The organism is Pseudaminobacter sp. Soil_N_29 (assembly GCF_057656055.1).
This window is the reverse complement of sequence record NZ_JBDGLC010000004.1, coordinates 379,555-403,758: the sequence shown is the minus strand read 5'-3', so window position 1 is coordinate 403,758 and position 24,204 is coordinate 379,555. Positions and strand designations below refer to the sequence as shown.

General features: G+C 62.2%; 21 protein-coding genes. 5 read left to right on the top strand and 16 right to left on the bottom strand.

Features of this window, described 5'->3' with window-relative positions; all coding sequences use genetic code 11:
* Positions 1-63: 63 nt before the first annotated feature.
* Positions 64-1,272, bottom strand: a complete 1,209-nt coding sequence (locus tag AC3A4H_RS12720) for a septal ring lytic transglycosylase RlpA family protein (RefSeq protein ID WP_487766969.1) — start codon at positions 1,270-1,272, stop codon at positions 64-66.
* A gap of 334 nt (positions 1,273-1,606) precedes the next feature.
* Here AC3A4H_RS12720 and AC3A4H_RS12715 point away from each other — a divergent pair, with 334 nt between their 5' ends.
* Entirely contained in the window at positions 1,607-2,341 is a 735-nt protein-coding gene (locus tag AC3A4H_RS12715; RefSeq protein ID WP_487766968.1) for a glycosyltransferase family 25 protein, read from the top strand.
* A 12-nt stretch (positions 2,342-2,353) separates the two neighbouring features.
* The gene (locus AC3A4H_RS12710) at positions 2,354-3,055 is read left to right on the top strand and encodes a polysaccharide deacetylase family protein (protein WP_487766967.1); all 702 of its coding nucleotides are present in this window, start codon (positions 2,354-2,356) and stop codon (positions 3,053-3,055) included.
* 69 nt (positions 3,056-3,124) lie between these two features.
* Here AC3A4H_RS12710 and AC3A4H_RS12705 read toward each other — a convergent pair whose 3' ends face one another.
* Complete coding sequence (locus tag AC3A4H_RS12705) at positions 3,125-3,940, bottom strand: helix-turn-helix domain-containing protein (protein WP_487766966.1); 816 nt, start codon at positions 3,938-3,940, stop codon at positions 3,125-3,127.
* 174 nt (positions 3,941-4,114) lie between these two features.
* Here AC3A4H_RS12705 and AC3A4H_RS12700 point away from each other — a divergent pair, with 174 nt between their 5' ends.
* Entirely contained in the window at positions 4,115-5,059 is a 945-nt protein-coding gene (locus AC3A4H_RS12700; protein ID WP_487766965.1) for a phytanoyl-CoA dioxygenase family protein, read from the top strand.
* A gap of 74 nt (positions 5,060-5,133) precedes the next feature.
* Here AC3A4H_RS12700 and AC3A4H_RS12695 read toward each other — a convergent pair whose 3' ends face one another.
* The 6 genes from AC3A4H_RS12695 to AC3A4H_RS12670 form a co-directional block, all read right to left on the bottom strand.
* Positions 5,134-5,823 carry a D-lyxose/D-mannose family sugar isomerase gene (locus AC3A4H_RS12695; RefSeq protein ID WP_487766964.1) on the bottom strand — a complete coding sequence of 230 codons (690 nt, stop codon included), beginning with the start codon at positions 5,821-5,823 and terminating at the stop codon, positions 5,134-5,136.
* Positions 5,820-6,863: a hypothetical protein gene (locus tag AC3A4H_RS12690; protein ID WP_487766963.1), complete on the bottom strand. Its 1,044-nt coding sequence runs from the start codon at positions 6,861-6,863 to the stop codon at positions 5,820-5,822. The genes AC3A4H_RS12695 and AC3A4H_RS12690 overlap by 4 nt, the downstream gene beginning before the upstream one ends.
* 10 nt (positions 6,864-6,873) lie before the next feature.
* Positions 6,874-7,989, bottom strand: coding sequence for an ABC transporter ATP-binding protein (locus AC3A4H_RS12685; protein WP_487766962.1), 1,116 nt, complete (start codon positions 7,987-7,989; stop codon positions 6,874-6,876).
* Between the two features lie 3 nt (positions 7,990-7,992).
* Complete coding sequence (locus AC3A4H_RS12680; RefSeq protein WP_487766961.1) at positions 7,993-8,874, bottom strand: carbohydrate ABC transporter permease; 882 nt, start codon at positions 8,872-8,874, stop codon at positions 7,993-7,995.
* The gene (locus tag AC3A4H_RS12675) at positions 8,871-9,752 is read right to left on the bottom strand and encodes a carbohydrate ABC transporter permease (RefSeq protein ID WP_487766960.1); all 882 of its coding nucleotides are present in this window, start codon (positions 9,750-9,752) and stop codon (positions 8,871-8,873) included. The genes AC3A4H_RS12680 and AC3A4H_RS12675 overlap by 4 nt, the downstream gene beginning before the upstream one ends.
* Before the next feature lie 139 nt (positions 9,753-9,891).
* Complete coding sequence (locus tag AC3A4H_RS12670; protein WP_487766959.1) at positions 9,892-11,145, bottom strand: ABC transporter substrate-binding protein; 1,254 nt, start codon at positions 11,143-11,145, stop codon at positions 9,892-9,894.
* A 233-nt stretch (positions 11,146-11,378) separates the two neighbouring features.
* On the opposite strand from AC3A4H_RS12670, the gene AC3A4H_RS12665 reads away from it, so the two are divergent.
* The gene (locus tag AC3A4H_RS12665) at positions 11,379-12,428 is read left to right on the top strand and encodes a LacI family transcriptional regulator (RefSeq protein WP_487766958.1); all 1,050 of its coding nucleotides are present in this window, start codon (positions 11,379-11,381) and stop codon (positions 12,426-12,428) included.
* Between the two features lie 97 nt (positions 12,429-12,525).
* The gene (gene mazG / locus AC3A4H_RS12660; RefSeq protein ID WP_487766957.1) at positions 12,526-13,350 is read left to right on the top strand and encodes a nucleoside triphosphate pyrophosphohydrolase; all 825 of its coding nucleotides are present in this window, start codon (positions 12,526-12,528) and stop codon (positions 13,348-13,350) included.
* A 6-nt stretch (positions 13,351-13,356) separates the two neighbouring features.
* On the opposite strand, the gene hflX is transcribed toward mazG, so the two are convergent.
* The 8 genes from hflX to dusB all read right to left on the bottom strand — a co-directional run bounded on the left by hflX (position 13,357) and on the right by dusB (position 24,058).
* Positions 13,357-14,673 carry a GTPase HflX gene (gene hflX / locus AC3A4H_RS12655; RefSeq protein ID WP_487766983.1) on the bottom strand — a complete coding sequence of 439 codons (1,317 nt, stop codon included), beginning with the start codon at positions 14,671-14,673 and terminating at the stop codon, positions 13,357-13,359.
* Between the two features lie 78 nt (positions 14,674-14,751).
* A complete protein-coding gene (gene hfq, locus AC3A4H_RS12650) occupies positions 14,752-15,000 on the bottom strand; it encodes an RNA chaperone Hfq (RefSeq protein WP_348779593.1) in 249 nt (82 codons plus the stop codon).
* Between the two features lie 284 nt (positions 15,001-15,284).
* Entirely contained in the window at positions 15,285-16,661 is a 1,377-nt protein-coding gene (gene trkA / locus AC3A4H_RS12645) for a Trk system potassium transporter TrkA (RefSeq protein WP_348779592.1), read from the bottom strand.
* Positions 16,662-16,695: 34 nt separating this feature from the next.
* Positions 16,696-18,057 carry a nitrogen assimilation response regulator NtrX gene (gene ntrX, locus AC3A4H_RS12640; protein WP_487766956.1) on the bottom strand — a complete coding sequence of 454 codons (1,362 nt, stop codon included), beginning with the start codon at positions 18,055-18,057 and terminating at the stop codon, positions 16,696-16,698.
* Positions 18,047-20,338, bottom strand: coding sequence for a sensor histidine kinase NtrY-like (locus AC3A4H_RS12635; protein WP_487766955.1), 2,292 nt, complete (start codon positions 20,336-20,338; stop codon positions 18,047-18,049). The genes ntrX and AC3A4H_RS12635 overlap by 11 nt, the downstream gene beginning before the upstream one ends.
* A gap of 119 nt (positions 20,339-20,457) precedes the next feature.
* Positions 20,458-21,912, bottom strand: coding sequence for a nitrogen regulation protein NR(I) (gene ntrC, locus AC3A4H_RS12630; RefSeq protein ID WP_487766954.1), 1,455 nt, complete (start codon positions 21,910-21,912; stop codon positions 20,458-20,460).
* A complete protein-coding gene (locus AC3A4H_RS12625; RefSeq protein ID WP_487766953.1) occupies positions 21,909-23,051 on the bottom strand; it encodes a two-component system sensor histidine kinase NtrB in 1,143 nt (380 codons plus the stop codon). The genes ntrC and AC3A4H_RS12625 overlap by 4 nt, the downstream gene beginning before the upstream one ends.
* Positions 23,048-24,058 carry a tRNA dihydrouridine synthase DusB gene (dusB, locus tag AC3A4H_RS12620; RefSeq protein ID WP_487766952.1) on the bottom strand — a complete coding sequence of 337 codons (1,011 nt, stop codon included), beginning with the start codon at positions 24,056-24,058 and terminating at the stop codon, positions 23,048-23,050. The genes AC3A4H_RS12625 and dusB overlap by 4 nt, the downstream gene beginning before the upstream one ends.
* Positions 24,059-24,204: the final 146 nt, after the last annotated feature.

The window sequence follows — 24,204 nt, the reverse complement described above, 5'->3', positions numbered from 1 at the left end:
CAAGTGTTCGACGCCGAGAGGGGCCCTGCCCCGCCCGACTTCATGCCACCACAGCCTCAACAACTAGTCTCGAACCGGAAACGCGTCCGGCGCGCCATTCGCCCAGGCGCTTTCCAGCATCGCGTCGAGAGAAGCCCGGCCGTCTGCATGAAGGCTGACCGTGTAAAGGCTCGCTCCCTTGACGCGGGTGCGCTCGATCGTTGCCTTGCCGACTGCCGAAAGAGAACGGGCAACCTGCTTGGCTTCGTCGCTTCGGCTGAAGGTTCCGACAGCAATGTAGGGTGCGATCGGCCCTGAAACGGAACCCTGATCGCCGCGCTTCCACTGCGCTTCGCCAGCCGTACCATCAACCGCTGCGAATGCGGCTGCAGCACTGCTCTGAGCTTCAGCCGCGTAGGACATGGTGGCAAGCGCAAGCTGTGTGGGCCGGGTCGGCCGCTGGGGAACGATCGGCCCGAAATCCGGCAAGATGACGCTGCTGACCGCGACGGCCTGGCCGAAAGGCAGGTCGCCCGACGGCGGAAGTTGCGGCTGCATGGGCGAGAAGGTGGGCACTGGCACCATCTGACCGACATCCGCGCTGGGAGTCGGGCCGTTCATGGCGATCATGACACCGCTGGGCAAACCGATCGACGGATCCGGCGCGCCATTGCCAGGCCGGAACGACGCGAGCAGGAACTGGTCGTCCTGGCCATCGAGCGGTGCACGACCGACATATTCGACCTTCACATCGGCCGTACCGCCGTTCATATAGTCGAGCATTTCGGCAGCGCGGCGCGAAAGATCGATGACGCGGTCGTCCGAATATGGGCCGCGATCGTTGACGCGCACGATGACGGAGTTTCCATTCTTCGTGTTGGTGACCCGCGCGTAGCTCGGCAGCGGCATGGTCGGGTGCGCCGCCGTCAGATGCGTCATGTCGTAGATTTCGCCGTTGGCGGTAAGGCGGCCATGGAAGGCATCGCCATACCAGGAAGCGGCGCCGACCACCTTGTAGTTCTTTTCTTCTTTCGGATAGTAGACCTTCCCGCGCACCGTGTAGGGGCGGCCGAGCTGGTCTCGCCCTCCTCCACGCGGCAGGTTCGAACGCTTGTTGGTAACCCGCGGACTGGCCTTGACCCCGTATTCGGACTCGGCGAAGAACTCCTTCGGACGCTTCTTGCTGGCAGGCTTTGGCGTCGGGGCTGCACAAGCGGCAAGAAAAGCAGCGGACAACGCAAAAACAGCGACGGTTGAAGCGCGGCGAATGTGCCGGCGCGCCAAAATCAGCATTATCGATTGTCCCCTGAAGATGTCATCAAGCTACGCAATACAAAACCAAATGCGGTGGACATCCGCCCGCATTCACAGCTCCAATCCCTCTCATATTCGGTAATTTGTTAGCGCACCGTTAACCGATTGTGGCGAGAACTGGGCACGAGTGCATCAACGCTGGAGAGATGGCTAGCCGCAAGTTGACACTCGTTGCGCTTGACGGAATTTGCGGCCGAATGGATTCGGAGCAGCGCTTTGATTGTGCTTACGGGCTTCCAGCATCAGCTTCTTGGTGTAAGAACTTCCGAAGCTTGTTGACTTAATTCCAGCTTTTGGGCCTGAAAGATATTGCATGATCGTAAAGGCGTTCATCATCCACCTCGCGCGCGCAGAGCAGCGCAGGGAGCACGTCCAAACGCTTTTGACCAGCTTGCCCTTCCCGGCGGAAGTCATCGATGCCGTGGACGGAAAGCTGCTTGACGAAGAGGGCATTCAAAGATTCTACGGCCCTCGCCGGCATCGGCCAACCTACCCGTTTGAACTGAACCGCAACGAGATAGCCTGCTTCCTGTCCCATCGGCGCGCCTGGCAGGCCATTCTCGACCAGAAGCTCGACGCCGCGCTCATCATGGAAGACGATGCGGCCCCGGTCGCGCCCTTCTTCGATGGGCTCGAACTGGCGCTGGCGAATATCGAGCGCGAAGGCTTCATCCGTTTTCCCTTCAGAGATGGCCGGGAGCACGGCCGTCTCGTAGCCCGGTCGAAAGACGTTTCGCTGATCGAGCCGGTCTGCGCTGGGCTTGGCATGGTGACGCAGCTCGTCAGCCGCGACGCGGCGGCACGATTGCTCAAGGCAACCGAAACCGTGGATCGTCCGGTCGACGTTCTGCTCCAGATGCCGTGGGTGACCGGCGTGGTGCCCCGGTCTGTCGTACCTGGGGGAATTCGGGAAATATCGCCCACCCTTGGCGGCAGCACGCTCAAGCCGAAGCGGCAGATTTCGAAACTCAAGCGCGAGCTGTTGCGCCCGATCTACAGAGCCAGAATTGCGATGCGCGCAAGGCTGGCGGCAATGCGTCGTCGTTGAGCGGTGCCAGACATGCCAATTCCGATCTTCATGTACCACCAGATCGACATCCCCGCCCCGCGCGGCAGCCGCTTTCGCGCGCTGACGGTCGATCCGCGCGATTTTCGCCGCCAGATGACGTGGCTAAAGCGGCTGGGCTTCACCGGCCTCTCGATGCGCGACCTGTTGCCCTATTTGCGCGGCGAGAAGACCGGCAAGGTCGCGGGCATTACCTTCGACGACGGCTTTCGCAACGTCTATGTCAATGCGATGCCCGTGCTGCAGGAATTCGGCTTCACGGCCACGAACTATTTCGTCAGCCGGCAGATCGGCGGCTCCAATGAATGGGACGTGCCGCTGGGCGTTCCCTATGCCGCCTGCATGTCGAAGGCCGAGATGCGGGAGTGGGCAGCGCTCGGCCATGAGGTCGGCTCGCACACGCTAGATCATGTGCGGCTGCCAACCGTCGCGCCAAGCGAGGCGCGGCGCCAGATCACCGACGCCCGCCACGAGCTGGAAGACATGCTGGGCAGCGCCGTCGACGCCTTCTGCTATCCCTACGGCGGTCAGAATGGCGAGCTCCGGCAGATAGTCGAGGAAGCGGGTTACACAAACGCGACCACGGTGAACCGGGGCCACGCCCGGCCGCAGGACGACATGCTGCTCCTGCCGCGCATGACCGTGCGGCGCCACGACACCTGGCTGCACTTCGTCAGGAAATGCCTGATGGACTGACGTTTCAGCGGCGAAACGAGACTCGTAAAGGGCTTTCACCCGCTCCTTGTCGTCTGGGGCGCCTAAACCTCACCCCGCGGCACGAAAGCTCCGGCGATAGCTGCGGGGCGTCATTCCCTTGAGCGCCCTGAACTGCCGGTTGAAGTTGGCAAGCGTTTCGTAGCCCACGGCCTCGGCTATATGCGCGATCGGCTTCGAGGTGCCGGAAAGCATGGCGCAGGCCTCGCCGATCTTCAGACGCATGATGTAGTCCGTGACCGACATATGCGTATGGCGACGGAATAGACGGTGCAGGCCCGACGCGCTGAGCGCGCCCACATCGGCCAGTTCCGCCAGCGAGAGACCCGACGCGTAGTTGAGATGGATGTGGTCAAGTACCCGGTCGATCCGAGACCGGTCCGGCCCCGCCGGCGCCGGTACGCTTCGCGGGCTCGCCAGCGGCTCGGCGCCGGCGTCCTGCGCCAGCAAGTTCAGCACCTGCATGAGGCAGAGCAGCCGCTCGTCGGCTGGCCGTGTGAACAGCTCCTCGATGATCGGCCGTGCCTTCGCCGCACAGGCCTCGGTGAATTTCAGTCCCGTGGCGGCCCGTTCCACCATGGCAGCCACGGCACCGAGCTCGACGAACGTGCCCGCAAGCGTCTGCGCCCATTCCGGCCGAAACCACATGACCAACGCAACGTGCGGGCCGCCTTGGTTGATCTTCTCGGCCGAACTCCAGCTATGCGGCAGGTTCGGCCCGATCAGCACGAGGTCGCCGTCGTCATAGCTGCCAATGTGATCGCCAATAAAACGCTGTCCGCGCGAATTGAGCGTCAGCGTCAGCTCCAGTTCCGGATGATGGTGCCACTGGAAGGGAATTTCGTTGTCGAGCCGGCGGTTGAGCATAGCCCATGAAGTGCCAGGCAAAGGCTGCAACTTTTCCAGAAATGGCTTCATTCGGGCAACAATCGCGTTGAAACGCCAGAATAGTATCAGGATGAGCGCCGGCAGTACAACTTCGCTCAGCGGGTTCGCGCTAGGATTGTGCCATCAAGGACCAGGCGGAAAATGGAGGAAACCGTGGCGCACGCGACAGATCTGAAGAAGGACAGCCATCCGACGTCGAAGAACGTCACCACGCAGCTCAAGGACATCGAGAAGACGCTGCCGCTGCGCGTGCTCAGCGAGGCCGACTGGCAGCACTGGACCACAAAGGGCTATGTGATCGTGCGCAACGCCGTGCCGCAGGAGAATGTCCAGCGGCTGATCGACCTGCTTTGGGAATTCGACGAAAAGGACCCGAAGGATCCGTCCACCTGGTATGCACCGCAGCGGCGCGACCACCTGATGAAGGAGCTGAACGGCGCCGGCATGGTAGAAATCTACAACCACCAGTACCTCTGGGACAATCGGCAGGTACAGCGCGTCTACGATGCCTTCGTCGACATCTGGGACCGGGAGGATCTCTGGGTTGCCATCGATCGCGCCAATCTCAATCCGCCCAAAAAGACGCCGGGCAACCCGAACGGCTTTATTCACTGGGATAGCGATACTTCGCTCCGCCCACTGCCGATCGGCGTCCAGGGCGTGCTGTCGCTCGTCAAGCAGGATGGCGACATCGGCGGCTTCCAGTGCATTCCCGAATTGTTCGAAAATTTCGAGGATTGGGTGAAAACGCAACCCGCCGATCGCGACCCGCATCACCCGGACCTGACCGGCCTGACGATCACCAATATCGAGATGAACCCCGGCGACCTTCTGATCTTCAACACGCTGCTGGCGCATGGGGTGCGGCCGAACCACTCCAAGGACCGGGTGCGCATGGCGCAATACATCTCGATGTTTCCGGCCGACGAGGAAGACGTCGAGGAGCGCGAAGCCCGCATCCATTCCTGGCGCGAGCGCGAGGCACCAAAGCGTGCGGCGTTCCCCGGCGACCCACGCGATTGGGAAAAGAAGAACGCCAAGACGGCTGAGTTGAACGAGCTTGGCCGCAAGCTACTTGGCCTCTACAGCTGGCACTGAATTGGAAGGGGCGGCGGGTCTTCTTTAAAGCCGCCGCCCCTTGTCCAACCGAGTGTGGTCCGTGTCCGGCCCTATCAGCCCTTGCCGTCGATGAAGTGGTCGTAGTCTGACACCAGCAAATGCAGCGGCGCCTCGTCTTCCTCGATGCTGGAGAAGCGCCCGATCGGATCGGCAAAGATGTTGTCGGTCAGGTCGTCGTTCACCGTCGAAACCTCGCCGATCAGCACGTCCGCGCCCTCGCCCCAGAATGCGTGCCACATGCCGGGCAGCAAGGTCACGCTCTCGCCGGGATCGAGCTTCAACAAGCCGCCTGCCGGCAGCTTGCGGATGACGCCGTCGGTCGGAACCTCGACCTCGCGGTTCCGGTCTATATTTCCCTCTTCGTCCGGCATGAACAGCTCAATGACCAGCTTACCGCCGCCGCGGTTGATGATGTCCTCGGCCTTCACCACATGGCGGTGCATGGGTGAAAGCTGGTCCTTGCGCGAGATCATGATCTTTTCGGCATAGAGCATGCCCTTGCCGCGCGAGAGGTCCTCTGCGCGGCCGTTGCGCACGGTGAACAGGAACAGGCCGAGTTCGTCAAATTTGCCTTGCCCGTAGTCGGTGATGTCCCAGCCGAGGCGCGATTCTACGATGCCGGCCGGACGGCAGGCCTTCAACTCCTCCGGCGACCAATAGGCGAAAGGCGGCATGACGTAGCCGAAGGAGCGGATGAAGGCGTCTCCCTCGCGGATGATTTCATTGACGCGCGAGCGCTTCATGCTGTCGGTCCTTCATGTTGGGAGGCGGCAAGACAGGTAGCCGAAATTCGATAGAGTGTCGTCCATCTCTCGCCGGCGCGGAATTGGCGCCCAAGCGACAGGTCAGCTGGTGCATGGAGTGCAAGTCCCGTGTCGTCGAAAAAGGCATTCACGGGTTCGATGCCGATGCCACGAAAGCTGTTCGACCAGGGTCGCACGCTGCGGCCTCGGTTGGAGAGCCATATTACCAGCGAGGGAAAGTCATCCGCGTTCCAGTCCAGCCGCGCTCGATACCCATCGTCCGGGTAGTCGATGCAAACGCAGCCGCCGACGCCGGCAAGTTGGAGTATTTCTTCAAGCAGACCGGCCGGCGGCCGTGAAAGATCGGCCACCCCCTCGCCCGCCAGCGACACCTTGCCCAGCGTGGTGAACGTTGAGGCCGGCCTCAAGCGGGAAACGCCAGTTTCGAACACCTTCGGGAAGGTATAGCCGCGCACAAATAGGCCGGGATCGAGCCGCATCCGGCGGCCCTCGCCCGCAAGCTTGAAGATCGGGTGCAGGCCAATCGGCAGCACGCAATCGGCCCGCGCCTCAACCGTCAGCTCGATGGCAACGGCCGCCTCACCTGCTACACCCAAAATGCGACGCTCCAGCCGCTTGATCGGATGCTGCTCCGGATAGTCTATGGCGAGCGTGATGGCGTCCGCAGACCGCTCCACCACATGCCAGGCGTTGTCAGTGCCAAAGCCGTGGTGATGCGGATCGATCGCCGTGGTGCCAAACGGAACACATGGCCATTCCCCGCCAAGCTGGCGCAGATGGGCAGGGATCGTCTCGTCCGTCATCACCGAAGGCTCACAGAACCAGGGCGCCTCCGACAGCGGCGCGACGGTACAGCCATTGTCCAGGCGGAAAACCAGGTTGTGCAGGGAACCGCCAGTGGCGAAGACGGCGGCCTGCCCACGATCCCAAGTGAGCCGCCAGTTCGATCCAGCCACTGCTGCGGCGGTGGCGGCCGCTTTCGCTTCGGCGGCCAGAGCGCGGCTGTTGACGGCGGTCACTCTCCGCCCCTCAGACGATCCGCTGGCCGCTGGTCGGGTCGAAGAACACCGCCTTGTCGAGATTGAACGCCAGCTTCATTTTCTTGCCGGCGGCGACATTTGCGTCTGCGCGCAGCCGCGCGGTCACGTGCTTCTTGCCCAGACGGGTCACGGCGAAAGTGTCGGAGCCCGCCGGCTCGACCACCTCGATCATGCATTCGCTTTCCGCAAGGTTGAGCGCATTGCGGTCCGCGCCGTCGCGGTCGGTCAGCGCTTCGGGACGGATGCCGAAAATGACCTCCTTGCCGTCATGCGCTGCAAGCGCGGACGGCGCATTCGGCACGCCGAGAACAAGCGGGGCCTGCTCCTCGCGATGCGTGGAGATGGAGACACCCGAACCGTTCTTGGCAATCGTCACCGGGATAAGGTTCATGGCCGGCGAGCCCATGAAGTCGGCGACGAAGAGATTGGCCGGATTGTTATAGATTTCTGCGGGCGTGCCCGACTGCTGCAGCAGCCCGTCCTTCAGCACGGCGATCTTGGTTGCCAGCGTCATCGCCTCGATCTGGTCATGCGTGACATAGACGATGGTCGTGCCCATGCGCTGGTGCAGGCGTTTTATCTCAGTGCGCATGTCCACGCGGAGCTTGGCGTCGAGGTTGGAAAGTGGTTCGTCGAACAGGAACACCTGCGGCTTGCGCACGAGCGCCCGGCCGATTGCGACGCGCTGGCGCTGGCCGCCGGAAAGCTGGCTGGGCTTGCGGTCGAGCAGATGGCCGATCTGCAGCATCTCGGCAACGGAAGCGATGGCCTTTTCGCGCTCCGGCTTCGGCACGCCACGGATCTCCATGCCGAAACCGATGTTTCCCGCCACGCTCATGTTTGGGTACAGCGCATAGGACTGGAAGACCATGGCAATGTCGCGCTGCGAAGGATGCAGCTTGTCGATCACCCTGCCGCCGATGCTGATCGAGCCACCGGTGATGGCCTCCAGCCCGGCGATGGAGTTGAGCAGGGTAGACTTGCCGCAACCGGAGGGTCCGACAAGGACCAGGAAGCCGCCCTCCTCCACGTCGAGATCGATGCCCTTCAGAACCTTCACGCTGCCGAAGGTCTTTTCGAGATTGCGGATTTGCAGGAACGACATGCTCTAACCCTTCACCGCGCCGGCCATGAGGCCCCGCACGAAATACCGGCCCGACACGATGTAGACGACCAGCGTCGGCAAGGCCGCCAGGATCGCGCCGGCAAAATGGACGTTGTATTCCTTCACGCCGCTCGAGGATGAAACGAGATTGTTCAGCGCAACGGTCATCGGTTGCGACTTGAAGTCCCCGAAGGAGGCGCCGAACAGAAAATCGTTCCAGATGTTGGTGAACTGCCAGATCACCGTCACCACGATGATCGGCGCGGAGGACGGCAGCAGGATGCGCCGGAAAATCTGGAAGAAGCTGGCGCCGTCGATCTGCGCGGCCTTCACCAGTTCGGTTGGAAACGCGGCATAGTAGTTGCGGAAGAACAGGGTCGTGAAGCCGAGGCCATAGGCCACATGGATCAACACCAGCCCGCGCGTTGTCCCGGCAAGGCCAAGCATGCCCAGGATGCGCGCGGCGGGAATAAGCGCGATCTGGAACGGGATGAAGCAGGCCAGAAGCATCAGCCCGAACACCAGATTGTCGCCCCGAAAACGCCATTTGGTGAGGACAAAGCCGTTCAGCGCGCCGAGCATCGTCGAAATCGCGACGGCTGGCACTGCCATCAGGATCGAGTTGATGAAGTAGGGTTTCAGGCCGGTCGCCTGCACTCCGATCTGCGCCGTCGACCAGGCGGTGAACCATGGATCGAGCGTCACTTCTCTCGGCAAGGCCAGCATGTTGCCTTCGCGGATTTCGGAGAGCGGCTTCACCGAGTTCACGATCATCACGTAGAGCGGCAGCAGGTAGTAGATCGCAAACAGCACGAGCACGAGATAGATCAGCCCGCGCGTCAGCCTGTTGACCTGCGTCGCGTTGTCGGATGAAGGCAGGCTCATTGGCGCGGCCCTCCCCGCAGTTCCGAATAGAGGTACGGAACGATGATGGAAAAGATCATGACCAGCATGATCACCGCAGACGACGCGCCGATGCCCATCTGGTTGCGGGTGAAGGTGTAGGAATACATGAAGGTGGCCGGCAGTTCGGTCGCCTGCCCCGGCCCGCCGCCGGTCAGCGCCACCACCAGGTCATAAGACTTGATGGCGAGGTGGGCGAGCACCACGAAGGCCGACAGGAAAACAGGCCGCATCAGCGGGATGATGATGCGGCGATAGATGGTGACCGTCGAGGCGCCGTCGATCTGGGCCGCCTTGATGATCTCGTTATCGACGCCGCGCAGGCCGGCCAGGAACATCGCCATGACGAAGCCCGAAGACTGCCAGACCGCGGCCATCACCACGGTGTAGATTGCCAGATTGCGGTCCTTGATCCAGGTGAAGGAAAAACTGTCCCAGCCCCACATCTGCATGGTGTGCTCCAAGCCGATGCCGGGGTCGAGGAACCACTTCCAGGCGGTGCCGGTGACGATGAAGGACAGCGCCATCGGGTAGAGATAGATCGGGCGAAGAAAACCCTCGGCTCGGATCTTCTGGTCAAGCAGAATGGCCAGGAATAGGCCCAGCACCGAGCACACCGCGATGTAGAGCACACCGAAGATCGCCAGGTTGGTGAGCGCGCGCCACCAGTGCGGCAGCTTCCACAACTTCGCGTAGTTCTCGAAGCCGACCAGCCCATAGGAGGGCAGCATCTTGGAATCCGTCAGCGACAGATAGCCGGTGTAGAGAATGAAGGCGTAGACGAAGAGCAGGACCATCGCGAAGCTGGGCGCGAGCACCAATTTCGGCACGATGGACTGCAACTGATTGCGTGTCGGCATTATGCGTCATCCCGCAAACGGCGGCATCGGCCACCGATATTGCGCGCTGGAACAGGAGCGGCCGGACGGCTGCACGGCGCTCTCTCAAAGTTGCCGGCGGGTGCTAAAGACATCGCCCCCGCCGGCAGGCCCCCACGCCTTATTGTGCGGCCGCAACCGCGGCAGCGAGTTCGGCCGGCGCGTCGTCCGTCGACAGGTCGCCGTTGAAGTGGCGCGTGACGACGTCGTACATCGCATTCTTGATCGAGGCCGGCACGGAATGGCCGTGGGCCATGGAACCGAACAGCGTGCCCTTCTCGTTGGCTTCGGCCAGGTCGGCCATGCCCTTCTTGCCGCAATCGTCGAAGTCTGTGTTCGGCACGTCGGTGCGTGCGGGCACCGAGCCCTTCACCACGTTGAAGGCCGACTGGAACTTCGGGTCCTCGATGGCCGAGGCCATCATGAGCTGCGCCTTCTGCTTGTCCTCACCGACCTTGAACATCATGAACTGGTCGGAGTTGAAGGTGACAGCGCCCTGAGTGCCCGGGAAGCGGATGCAGACAAAGTCGGCGCCCGGCTTCTGGCCGGCCTTGAGGAACTCGCCCTTGGCCCAGTCGCCCATCATCTGCGCGCCGGCCTTGCCTTCGATGACCATGGCCGAAGCCAGGTTCCAGTCCCGGCCGGAGAAGTTGTCGTCGACATAGGAGCGCAGCTTCTCCATGCGGCCGAACGCTTCCTTCATCTTGTCGCCGCCCAGCGCCGCGGGGTCGACGTCGATCATGGATGCCTTGTAGAAGTCGGTGCCCAGAGACAGCACCACCGCGTCGAACAGGGTCGCGTCCTGCCAGGGCTGGCCGCCATGGGCGAGCGGCGTGATGGCGTTTGCCTTCATCTTGTCGAGCATGGCGACGAACTCATCCCAGTTCTGGGGCTCCTTGCCGCCGGCAGCATCCAGCGCCTTCTTGGAGATCCACACCCAGTTGGTCGAATGCACGTTCACAGGCGCTGCGATCCACTTGCCATCGAATTTGGAAAAGTTCTGCAGCGCGGTCGGGATCACCTTGTCCCAGCCTTCCGCATTGGCGACTTCGCTCAGGTCGCCCACGACGCCCTGCTTGGCCCAGTCGGTGATGTCGAAGCCCAGCGCCTGCACGGCCGTAGGCGGGTTGCCCGCCGTGACGCGAGCCCGCAGCGCGGTCATGGCCGCCTCGCCGCCGCCGCCGGCGACCGGCATGTCGGACCAGGTCACGCCCTTGGATTCGAGGTCCTTCTTGAGCACGTCCAGCGCAGCGGCTTCACCTCCCGACGTCCACCAGTGCAGAACCTCGACATTGTCGGCCGCCTTTGCGGCACCCGAGGTAAGTGCGATAAGCGCGACACTCGCAGCAAGCTTTGTAATCGTACGCAGTGACATGAAAACCTCCCCTATGGACATGGCGACAATATGCGCCAGCTGTGAATTTATAACGATATAAATCAGGTTGGTGTCAAGGTGCGTGGCCGCATGCACTGTTTCCGCTCAACGTCATCTTGGCGGCGAGCCAGAAGCTACTGTAAAGAGGGGGCCTCCCAGTCTTTTAATGTCGTTTGGGCGGATTTATAACGTTACAAGCGCGTAATTCGCGCAGCATTGATGAGGCACGACGGATGGACGGTACGGACAGAGGCGGGAGACGCGAGACAGGTGATGACGCGGTGGCCAAGCCGACGCTTCGCACGATCGCGGAGCTGACCGGCCTGGCCGTGACGACCGTATCGCGGGCGCTCGGCGGCGCGCCCCAGATCGCCCTTGAAACGCGCCAGAAAGTGCAGCGGGTTGCGGAAGAGATCGGCTATCTGCCCGACCGTGCCGCGCAGAGACTGCGCACGGGGCGCACGAATGTCATCACGCTCGTGCTCGATCCCCATGAAGAGATACTGGGCTTCAGCACGTCGTTGATCCGCGGCCTGACGGAGGCGCTGCGCAACACGGCCTATCACCTGGTGGTCACGCCGCATTTCGCCAATGCGCCGAGCACCGATCCCGTACGCCATATCATGCGCAACCGTATGGCCGACGGCATCGTCTTCTCGCGCACCGAGCCGTTCGACGAACGCGTGAAGCTGCTGCTCGAGCATGACTTCCCGTTTGTGTGTCACGGGCGCACCGATCTCGGCACCCCTCATCCCTATGTGGATTTCGACAATTTCAGCTTCGCCTACGAGGCAACGAAACGCCTGATCGCAAGCGGCCGCAAACGGCTGTCCATCATCCTACCGCCACGCCGCTTCACGTTTTTCCAGCACGTTCAGTATGGTTTCATGAGCGCTGTACGCGAATCTGGCGTCTCCTTCGATTTGGCGGAAGGCGTCGACCTCGACAGCTCCGCAGCAGACATCCAGGCACAAGTGTTCCAGCGCTTGGGCGAACCCAATCCGCCCGACGGCTATGTCTGCGGCGGCGAGGTTTCCGCGCTTGCCGTGATGGCCGCAATCAGCGATCGCGGGTTCAGCCCGGGCAGGGACATCGGGATTGTCGCGAAGCGCACCTCCGGACTGTTCAACCTCGTCCGCCCCCAGATCGACACGATCTACGAAGACATTACCGATGCTGGCTGGCAGATGGGACGCGCTCTGCTGGCGGCAATAGCCGGGGGCGATCCGAAAGGGCTGCAGATCCTGCAGAAGCCAGAGCTCAATTTTGTTGCGACGACATGAGCGATCGGCTTTAACCCCTCCAATCATCGATGATGACCGGCGCCAGCGGCAAACACGCCCGGCCGAACATCCGCTGTAACGGGGCTAGCACGCGGCCATGAAGCCATCTAAAGACATCTCGCGGCTGATTGAAATCATGGCCGCATTGCGCGCACCGGTCACCGGCTGCCCGTGGGACATCGAGCAGAATTTCCAGACGATCGCGCCATACACGATCGAGGAAGCCTATGAGGTCGCCGACGCCATCGCGCGTGGCGATTTCGACGACCTGCGCCAGGAACTGGGCGACCTTCTTCTACAGGTGGTCTATCACGCTCAGATGGCCAAGGAAGCCGGCGAGTTCGATTTCGGCGATGTGGTGGAGGCGGTCACCACGAAGATGATCCGCCGCCACCCGCATGTCTTCGGCGACGAAGAGGCGCGCGGCGCCGGCATGGCCAAGGGCATGTGGGAATCGATCAAGGCGGAAGAGAAGGCCGAGAAGCGCGAAGCGCGCTTGGCTCGCGGCCAGGATCCGGAGGACCATGGCAGTGGGTTTCTCGACGGCGTTCCCGTCGCATTCCCGGCCCTCACGCGCGCACTGAAGCTACAGGAAAAGGCGGCGCGCGTCGGCTTCGACTGGAAGGAGGCTGCACCGATCCTCGACAAGATCGAGGAAGAAATCGGCGAGCTTCGCGAAGCGATGGGCAAGGCCGACCAAGCCGCGATCCAGGACGAATTCGGCGACGTGCTGTTTGCGCTCGTCAACTTCGGGCGCCATCTGGGACTCGATTCGGAAGCGGCCCTGAGCGGCACCAACGAGAAGTTCCGCACTCGCTTCCATCATGTGGAGAGTGCGCTCGAAAAATCCGGGAGGACGTTGCAGGAGGCAACGCTGGAGGAAATGGAAGCGCTCTGGCAGCAGGCAAAGGGCGCGAAGTAACGCGCCCTACCCCTTGTTGTGCCGTCTTAATCTGGCTTCGATCTCCTCGCATGCAGCTGCCGTGGCCTGCATGGAAATCGTCACGCTGCCGTCCTCATTGTCAGCGCGTTTGACGACATCGCCGTTGCGATAGAGCCAGTCGATCAAACCGAGTTGGTCGGGCGCGAGCTCGACCGTTATCGGCTTCAACTCTCCCGACAATCGCTCTTCGATCAGCGCCGTGAGTGTGTCCATGCCCTCGCCTGTGATGGCGGAGACGGCGATGGGCGGCGCAGGCTTTCCGCGCTCGCTCTCGGCCAGAAGACGCGCGCGATTGCCTTCGTCCAGGCGGTCGATCTTGTTCCAGACCTCGATGATTCGCATGTCATCCGCGGGATCGACGCCGAGATCGCCAAGAATGCGCTCTACGTCCTCCGCCTGCGCTGCAGTGTCCGGGTCTGAAATATCGCGCAGATGGATGATCAGATCGGCCTCAACCACCTCTTCCAGCGTGGCTCGGAAGGCGGCAATCAAATGAGTCGGCAGATCGGAGATGAAGCCAACCGTATCGGACAGGATTATCGGCGTGCCATGTGGCAGGCGCACCCGGCGCAAAGTCGGGTCGAGGGTGGCAAACAGCATGTCCTCGGCCAGCACGCCTGCTCCGGTCAGCCGGTTGAACAGGGTGGACTTGCCGGCATTGGTGTAGCCGACGATCGCAACGACCGGAAACGGCACCTTGCGGCGCTTTGCGCGATGCAGGTCGCGGGTGCGGCGCACCGTCTCCAGCTCGCGCTTGAGCTTGATGATCTTTTCCTGAAGCGCACGACGGTCCGCTTCGATCTGCGTTTCGCCGGGGCCGCCGAGGAAACCGGCGCCGCCGCGCTGGCGCTCAAGGTGGGTCCAGCTGCGCACCAGCCGGCCCTTCTGGTAGTTGAGATGAGCGAGATCGACCTGCAGCGTGCCTTCCTTTGTGCGCGCGCGCCGGCCGAAGATCTCGAGAATCAGGCCGGTGCGGTCGAGCACCTTGGCGTTCGTCGCCTTTTCGAGATTGCGCTGCTGCACCGGCGTAAGCGGGTGATCGACGATCACCAGCTCGGCATCGGTCTCCTTGACCACCTCGGCAAGCTCATCGACCTTGCCGCTGCCCAGCAGGGTGGCCGGGCGCGGGTCGTTCACCGTCACGACTGCGGTGTGAACCGGATTGAGATCGATCGCGGCCGCCAGACCTACCGCCTCTTCGAGGCGAGCCTCGGACGAGCGCGTCATGCGGGGGCGATTCGAATCGTCCTCCCCGCGCGGCTGGCGCGTTAGAACAGGTACGACAACAACAGCGCTTGTCAGCTTCTCACCGGGTGTGAGACCCGGGCCATTGTTCCCGGGCCTGCGCTCGCCGTTTCCGGGGTTCTTGTCTTGGGCCAATCAGGCTCCCTGAGAATTTTCCTCACCATCGAACATCTGAACCGGCTGGCTCGGCATGATGGTAGAGATTGCATGTTTGTAGACGAGTTGTGAATGCCCGTCGCGGCGCAGCAAGACGCAGAAGTTGTCGAACGAGGTCACAACGCCTGTAAGCTTGACGCCATTAATGAGGAAGATCGTGAGTGGGTTCTTGCTCTTACGAACAGAATTCAGGAACAGATCCTGGAGATTTTGCGTGCGTTCCGCCATTTTTCTTATCTTTCTCGACCCCGTCGATTTGCCGGCCACTGCGCCAAAGTTACAAGCCTGTGTCAAGCGTGCAAACCGCCCCTTGCCGCGTCTGCGACAAGCAGAACGAGTTGTATCAAAGTAATTCCACTTATGCGGTTATCAGGCCGGCGTTTCTTCTGCAACGCCAAAAATTCCGGTTGCGACAAAAGTTTGAGCACAACCATCTGCAATTTTCGGCCCGGTCGGAGAATCTTGAGCGTGTGCGTAAAACGCCATGACAATACCAGTTTACGTTAGGAAAATCAGAAGAATTCGAGGCTGACGCGGAACATCTGCTCCACCTGCCGCACCGCTTCGGCAAGCGCAAATATGACCACCCGGTCCTTTGGCTGAATTTTCGATCCGCCGCTGGGTTTGATCACCTGGCCGTCGCGGTAGATCGCGCCGATGCGAATGCCATGCGGCAGGTTGAGGTCGCGCAAGTATGCCCCCACCAGTGGCGAGGTCTCCAAGGCCTCTGCCTCGATGATCTCCGCCGCGCCCCGCTGAACGCTGTGCACGGCGCGGATGCGCCCACGGCGAACGTGCTGCAGCACCCGCGAAATGGTGACGGCCCCTGGGTTCACATGCGCATCGATGCCGAGCGACTTGGTCAGATCCTGATAGGTCGGATTGTTGATCAGCGCCAGGTTGGCCTTGCAGCCAAGACGCTTGGCCATGACGCTGGACAGGATGTTCACCTGGTCGTTGTTGGTCAGCGCGACCATGAGGTCCGCATCTTGGATGTCCGCCTGCAAAAGCAGGTTCTGGTCCAGAGCGCTGCCGCTAAGCACCACGGTTCGACGAAGCTCGTCGGCAACGGTGATGGCACGGTCGCGGTTTGCTTCGATGATCTTGATTTTCGTGCGCGACTGCCGCTGCTCGATCATCTTGGCGACGTAGAGGCCGACATTGCCGCCGCCGGCAACGACGATTCGCGTGGCCTCCTGTTCCTCATGGCCGAAGAGGCCAAGGGTGCGGCGCACCTGGTCCTTGGTCGTCACCACATAGGCGACGTCTTCCGGTTCGAGACGATCAACCGAGCGCGGGATGAACAGCTTGCCAGCCCGCACGATGCCGACAACCGTCGATGGCAGGTCCGGGAACAGATCGGAAAGCTGTGAGAGAGGCGTGTGGACGACCGGGCAATCCTCCAGGCACTCGATCGCCACCATCGCGATCTTGTTCTCGGCAAAGCTCACCACGTCCATTGCGCCAGGAATGGCGATGCGCCGCAGCACCATCTCGCCCACTTCCATCTCCGGCGAGATGATGACGTCGATCGGCAAGTGCTCGCGCGAGAAAAGGTCCTGATAGTGCGGCCTGAGATACGACTGGGCGCGGATGCGCGCAATCTTCATCGGCACGTTGAAGAGCGCGTGCGCCACCTCGCAGGCGACGATATTGACCTCGTCGTAGAGTGTGACGGCGATGATCATGTCGGCGTTCTGCGCCCCGGCTGCCTCCAGCACCTCCGGGTGCGAGCCGTGGCCAACGAAGCCACGCACGTCCAGCGCGTCCATTATAGCGTGAATCAGTTCCGGCGACGTGTCGATGACCGAAACGTCGTTCTTCTCAGCGGCAAGCCGCTCGGCAATGCCGTAGCCGACCTGCCCTGCCCCGCAGATAATGACACGCATCTAAACCGCCGACCGGATATGCGAATGAAACAAGCTAAACCCCGAGCGACTTCAGTTTGCGATGTAGCGCCGAACGCTCCATACCAATGAACTCCGCGGTGCGCGAGATGTTGCCGCCGAAACGGTTGATCTGCGCGATCAGATATTCCCGTTCGAACATCTCCCGCGCTTCGCGAAGCGGCAGCGCCATGATGTGCTGGTCCGACTGGCTGGGCGCGCGCGGCATCACGTCGCCAATCTCCGCCGGCAGCAGGTCGGCAGTGATCGGTGTATCCGCGCCGTCGCCGCGCACGAGAATCATCAAGCGTTCGATGTTGTTGCGCAGCTGCCGCACGTTGCCCGGCCAGTTGTGCGCCTGCAGAACCGCCATTGCATCGTCGGCGATGCGGCGCGGCTTGATGCCGGCTTGCCGCGCGTACTGCTTCATGAAGCCGTCGACGAGATAGGGAATATCCTCGCGCCGCTCTGCCAGCCCAGGCACCACTACAGGCACCACCGCAAGCCGGTGATAGAGATCCTCACGGAAGCGCCCCTCGGCGATCATTGCCTCCAGGTTCTGCGCGGTTGAGGAGATGATTCGCACATCCACCTTCACACGCTTGGTACCGCCCACCCGTTCGAATTGCTGGTCGACCAGCACGCGCAGGATCTTGCTCTGGGTCTCGCGCGGCATGTCGGCCACTTCGTCCAGGTAGAGGATGCCACGGTGTGCTTCCTCCAAAGCGCCGACCTTTCGCTCGCCTCCGTTGGATTCGGTGCCGAAAAGCTCGATCTCCATTCGCTCGGGCGTGATGGTCGCGGCATTGACCGAGACGAAGGGCCCGTTCTTGCGCGACGACATCGCGTGGATCGCGCGTGCCACCTGCTCCTTGCCCGAACCGGATGGGCCGACAATCATGATTCGGCTGTTTGTCGGGGCCACGCGCTCGATGGTCTGGCGCAAATGGGTCATGGACGACGACATGCCGATGAGTTCGAACGAGTCGCCGGTGCGCATCTTCAGGTCAGAGACCTCGCGCTTCAGCTTCGACGTCTCCAGGGCCCTTTCGGCGATCAGAATCAGCCGGTCGGCCTTGAACGGCTTTTCAATGAAGTCATAAGCACCCCGCCTTATCGCCGAAACCGCCGTCTCGATGTTGCCGTGGCCCGAAATCATCACCACCGGAAGGTTGGGGTGCATGACCTTGATCTCGTCCAACAGCGCCAGCCCGTCCAGGCGCGACCCCTGCAGCCAGATATCGAGGAACACCAACCTGGGAACACGGTCGGCGATTGCCGCCAGCGCGCTGTCGGCATCGTGGGCCGTTCGCGTTTCATGGCCTTCATCGCTCAGGATACCGGCGACGAGCTCTCGAATATCTTCTTCGTCATCGACGATAAGAATGTCAGATGCCATTACCGACCTTTTCAGTTTTCACTTCGTTCTCAACACTTACTTCGCCGCGCTGCGGCGTCGGGGCTTCGGCCGTCGAAGGGAGCAGTATGCTGACCATCGCGCCCCGACCCTCGTGGAAATCGGCCGGCGCGTCATGGAGCTCCAACCGGCCGCCGTGGTCTTCGACGATCTTTTTGACAATCGCGAGGCCGAGGCCGGTGCCTTTCTCGCGCGTGGTCATATACGGCTCGAGCAATCGCTGACGATTTTCGCGCGGCAAACCCTTGCCGTTGTCCATGACGTCGATACGGAACTTGGAGCCGTCGCGTCGCGCCTGGATGCGGATAGCACCCTTTTCCCCGTTCTCGCGTTGGGCCGATTCGATCGCCTCGGAGGCGTTCTTGATGATGTTGCCGAACGCCTGGGAAAGAAGGCGGCTGTCGAATGTGCCCTTGAGCGGCTCGCTGCCGAAATCGCGTTCGAAGGCGATTTCCGACCGGCTGACTTCGACCAGGAACGAAGCCTCGCGCAGCGGCTCGCGCAGGTCGATGTTCTTCATCTCGGGCTTCGGCATGCGCGCGAAGGCCGAGAATTCGTCGACCATGCGACCGATATCTTCGACCTGACGGATGATGGTGTCCGTACACTGGTCGAAAACCTCGCGATCCTCGGTGATCACCTTGCCGTAGCGCCGGCGAATGCGCTCGGCCGAGAGCTGGATCGGGGTCAGCGGGTTCTTGATCTCGTGGGCAATTCGGCGGGCGACGTCGGCCCAGGCGGAAGACCGCTGCGCCTGCAGCAGGTCGGTGATGTCGTCGACCGTGACGACATAGGACTTGTCCTGCTTCTCGCCGTCGCCTTCCTCGATCGTCACCTGCACATTGAATGTGCGCTCCGCCCCGGCCCTGTAGAAAGTGACCTGCTCGCGGTAAACGTGCTTTCTTGAGGTGCGCGCGATTTCAAAGACACGCCCCACATGCGGCAGGATCACCGAGAGGTTCTGCCCCACCGAAGCGTCGGCCGAGATTGCCAGCATGGTTTCGGCGGAGTTGTTGACGATGGTGACAGTGCCAAACGGATCGACGCCGATGACCCCCACGGTGACGCCCTCGAGCACGGCCTCCGAGAATCGACGCCGTTCGTCGGCCAGATCCTTGGCTCCCAGGATTTCATCGCGCTGCGATTTCAGCTGCAGCAGCATCTTGTTGAACGTGTTGCCCAGCGAGGCGACGTCGCCATCGGAGGGGCGCACCGGCACGGAAACGTCCAGGTTTCCGGTGGCAACCTCATCGGCCGCGCCGATCAGCTGGCGGATCGGTCGCACGAGCCTGTCGGCAACCGCGATGCCGGTCCAGATCGCGGAGAGAACAACGATCAGCGTGAGCGACAGATAGGGAAGCGCGATTGCCACCTGCGACGTGCGCCGGTTGGCTTCCAGCCCCCTGTATTCGTCAGCGTTGGCGCGAACGATCTCACGCGCCTTGATGACCTCGGGGTCAACCAGCCGCATCGTGTAGAGATAGAGCCCGTCGAGCTCACGCAGCTTTATGATTGCGCCCACAATATTGCGCGTGCGCGGCTCGATCAGCACCGGCTTGCCGTCCGCCGCCGTCTCCACCGCTCCGGCGGGCGGTTCGGGCATGGCAAATTCGGCCGGCGTCTGCGCAGTCATGACGAATGAGCCGTCGGCATTGATCAGAGCGGCATGGGCCAGCGCGCGACCCACGGCCTGCTGGCTCATGAAATTGCGGAACCCGGTGCGGTCGAGATTGTAGAGCGTGCGCGCATTGTCCAGGTCATAGGCCATGGACAGCGTGGTGCCTTGCAGGTTGCGCGCATTTTCCTGGACATACGCGTCAGCGATCGAAAGCGAATAGTTGACGATCGTCTTGGTCCGGATTTCGAACCAGCGGTCGAGACCGATGTTGAGCGTGATGGAGGCGATGACCGCCACAGTGATGGCGGGGATGGCCGCAACCAGCGCGAACATCGTGACGATGCGCACATGCAGCCTGGATGCAGCCTTTCCGACGCGCCGTGCTGAGAGGATGCGGTGAACTTCCCGCACGATCAGGCCGACAAGGAACAGGATGAAGGCGGCATTCACACCGATGATGATCAGCGTGATCGTCTCATTCGGTGTCAGCGGCGTGGCCCCGACCAATATCGCGAAGGAAATCGCCGCCGTCAGCAGCGCGCCGACGATGGCCAGGATGCCAGGCAGAGCAAGTAGGCGCCGCCCTTCCACGCTCGCTTCTGGCACGACCGTCGCCCGCCCCGATTTTTTCGCCTGATTCGCCATGCCACCGCTACAAGACCGCAATTGCGTCGACCTATGCAACGCATTGTGGCGATTATGCAACAAGAGCGGTCAGCCGCCGAAAAGATTGGCGCGGATTTTTTCGATATCCCCCAGAGAAATCAGTTCTGCTTGGAATTTCGATAAACGTTTACGCCAAGTTCACGGATCTTCTTTCGCAAGGTATTGCGGTTGAGACCCAGCAACTCCGCCGCCTTGATCTGGTTTCCCCGGGTCGCCGTCATCGAGGCGAGCACGAGAGGATACTCCACCTCCGCCAGAATGCGCTCATAAAGGCCCGGCGGAGGCAGGTCACCGGCGAAAGACGCGAAATAGCGCTGCAGGAACATCTCCACGGCCTGTCCGATCGACAGCTCATGCGGCATGGCCCCGCCTTCCGCGGACGGCTCCGGGCTGGTGCGCAACTCGGATTCGATGATCTCCGTGGAAATTTCATCCTGCGGATAAAGCGCGGCCAGGCGCCAGACAAGATTTTCCAGCTCGCGCACATTGCCGGGCCACGGATAGCGCTTCATCAGTTCGAGGCCGCCGCCGGAAATTCGCTTCGCCTGCAATCCCTCGCTCTCGGCGCGCTTGAAGAAATGCCGGACGAGGTCCGGAACATCCTCCGAGCGTTCGCGCAGGGGGGGCAGGCGCAGCGGCACGACGTTCAGGCGGTAGAACAGGTCCTCGCGGAACAGTCCCTGGCTGATGCCTGCGCGAAGATCCTTGTTGGTCGCGGCAACGATGCGCACGTCGGTCTTGATCGGCGTGCGGCCGCCAACGGTGGTGTACTCGCCCTGCTGCAGCACGCGCAGCAGGCGCGTCTGCGCCTCCATCGGCATGTCGCCGATCTCGTCCAGGAACAGCGTGCCGCCTTCCGCCTGCTCGAATCGGCCTGAGTAACGGCTCTGGGCCCCGGTGAAGGCGCCCTTCTCGTGGCCGAAGAGTTCCGACTCGATAAGGTCGCGCGGGATCGCCGCCATATTGATGGCAACGAAGGGCCCATTGCGGCGCCGGCCAAATTCGTGCAGGGCGCGGGCAACGAGCTCCTTGCCGGTGCCGGATTCGCCCGAGATCATCACCGTAAGATCGGTCTGCATCATCCGCGCAAGCATCCGATAAATGTCCTGCATGGCAGCAGAGCGGCCAATCAGCGGCATCGCCTCCGCTTGTTCGTCGCTGCGCGTCTCGAGCTTCGGCTGCTTCGGCTCGGACAGGGCGCGATTGACGATGTTCAGCAGTTCGGTGAGGTCGAACGGCTTCGGCAGATACTCATAGGCGCCGGTTTCGGATGCGCGGATCGCCGTCATGAACGTGTTCTGCGCACTCATGACGATCACCGGCAGATCCGGTCGCGCCTTCTTGATGCGCGGCAGCATGTCGAAGGCGTTTTCGTCCGGCATGACGACGTCGGTAATAACCAGGTCGCCCTCGCCTGCTGCTACCCATCTCCATAGCGTGGCCGCGTTGGAGGTAACCCTCACTTCATGGCCCGAGCGCGACAGAGCCTGGCTCAGCACGGTGCGGATCGCAGCGTCGTCATCGGCCACCAATATGTTGCCGCGCAGCGTCATTCCCTGCCCCCTTCGTCGGTTTCGCCGCGAGGCAGGGACGTGTCCGCCCACGCCGGCATCAGCACCCGAAATGTCGCGCCCCGTGGTGTGGACTCGCATTCGATGACGCCGCCATGCTCACCCACGATCTTGGCGACCAGCGCGAGCCCGAGGCCCGAGCCGTTGGGCTTCGTGGTGATGAAGGGATCGAACAGGATCGGCAGAATATCCTCCGACACGCCGGGTCCGTTGTCATGCACGCAGAATTCCAGCGGCAGCGAAACGCGATCTTGCGACCCGGGCACCGAGACCCGCATGCCCGGGCGAAACGCCGTGGAAAGTGTTATCTCGCCGTTCGTGCGCGAGCCGATGGCTTCGGCGGCATTCTTCACCAGGTTGAGGAACACCTGGATCAACTGATCCCGATTGGCAAAGACGGGAGGAAGCGATGGATCATATTCCTCCAAGATGTTGATCTTGCTTGCGAACCCGTTCCTCGCAATGGCCTTTACTCGATCCAGGACAACGTGAATGTTGACCGGATGGCGGTCGATCGGCCGCTCGTCCGAAAACACCTCCATACGATCGACCAGCGCCACGATGCGATCCGTCTCTTCGGTAATCAGCCGGGTCAAGGCGCGATCGTCGTCCGAAACGACCGTCTCAAGAAGCTGTGCGGCGCCGCGAATGCCGGAGAGCGGGTTCTTGATCTCGTGCGCCAGCATGGCGGCAAGGCCGGTGACTGAACGCGCCGCCCCGCGATGCGTCATCTGCCGGTCGATCTTGTCGGCCATCGAGCGTTCCTGGAACATCACCACCACCGAGCCCTGCAGTTCCGGCACCGGCGCGACATAGATGTCGACGATCTTCTCGACGCCCAGGCGCGGCGATGAAATATCGACCCGATATTCGTTGACCGGAGCAAGCCGCTCGCGCACCTGCTCGATGAGCGCCAGGATGGGGCTGCCGAAGGGCACGAACCGATCCAGCGTCGTGCGGGCGAGCATGGCGGCGCTCACGCGGAAAAAGTCCTCGGCATCGGCATTGGCATAGGTAATGTGGTCGTCGGGGCCGATCATGATTACCGGGCGGCGGATCGTGTTGAGAACGATCTGTGCGGCATCGGCGAGGCGAGCCGCCGGGACATCATTCGCGCTCATGCAGCGTCCCTCGCATCGGTTTCGGACGCCGCGAACGCCTCCCGCAGGCTGCGGATCACCACCGACGGATCGAGCGATGTCATTACTGCCTTGCGCAGTTCCGCTGAAGTCGCCGCTGCGTGGCGGTCGAGATACCAGCCGAGATGCTTGCGCGCCTGCCGCAAGCCGCTTTCCACGCCATAAAGCGCCAGCATGTCCTCGTAATGCGCGACGACATAGTCGGCCAGTTCCTCGGTCGCGCGCGGTACGCCTGCATTGAGGCCAGTGGCGATGGCGCCGGCCGTCCACGGCGCTCCATAGCTGGCACGCCCGACCATCACGGCATCCGCGCCGGACTGCGCCAGCATCTCGGCGGCATCGGCCGGGCTGCACACGTCGCCATTGGCAACGACCGGGATGGAGACGGCTTCCTTGACCCGCGCGATGGCACGCCAATCGGCCTTGCCCTGATAGAACTGGCAGCGCGTGCGGCCATGCACCGTGACCATCCGCACGCCGGCAGCTTCGGCGCGACGCGCCAGTACAGGCGCATTGAGGGCCGCGTCGTCCCAGCCGAGCCGCATCTTCACGGTCACAGGCACATCCACCGCGCCGACAACGGCATCGATCAGGGACACGGCATGATCGAGATCGCGCATCAGTGCCGAGCCGGCATAGCCACCGGTCACCTTCTTTGCGGGACAGCCCATATTGATGTCGATGATGTCGGCGCCTTCGCCGGCGGCGATACGCGCGCCCTCGGCCATATGTTTCGCTTCGCGGCCGGCAAGCTGCACCATGTGCACCGGCAGGCCGGAATGACGAATGCGCCGCCCAGATTCGGAATGCCCCTTTGCAAGCTCGCCGCTCGCAACCATCTCCGACACGACAAGCCCGGCACCATGCGCATAGGCGCGTTTGCGGAAGGCGTCATCCGTGATGCCGGACATCGGCGCCAGGAAAACCCGATTACGGATTTTCACGCCGCCAATTTCGAGCGGTTCCGCGTGGGTTGGGATTTCTGGCATGCACAAATACCGAGCAATATTCCTGTATGCTTATTTTCTAAACAGTTCGCACCTATTGTGCAATGCGGGAAAGTGGCGCGGACAAGGCGCCGGCGGGAAAAGTCTGGCCTTCCACGCGGGCTGCGACTAAGCCTCAGCCATGGAAA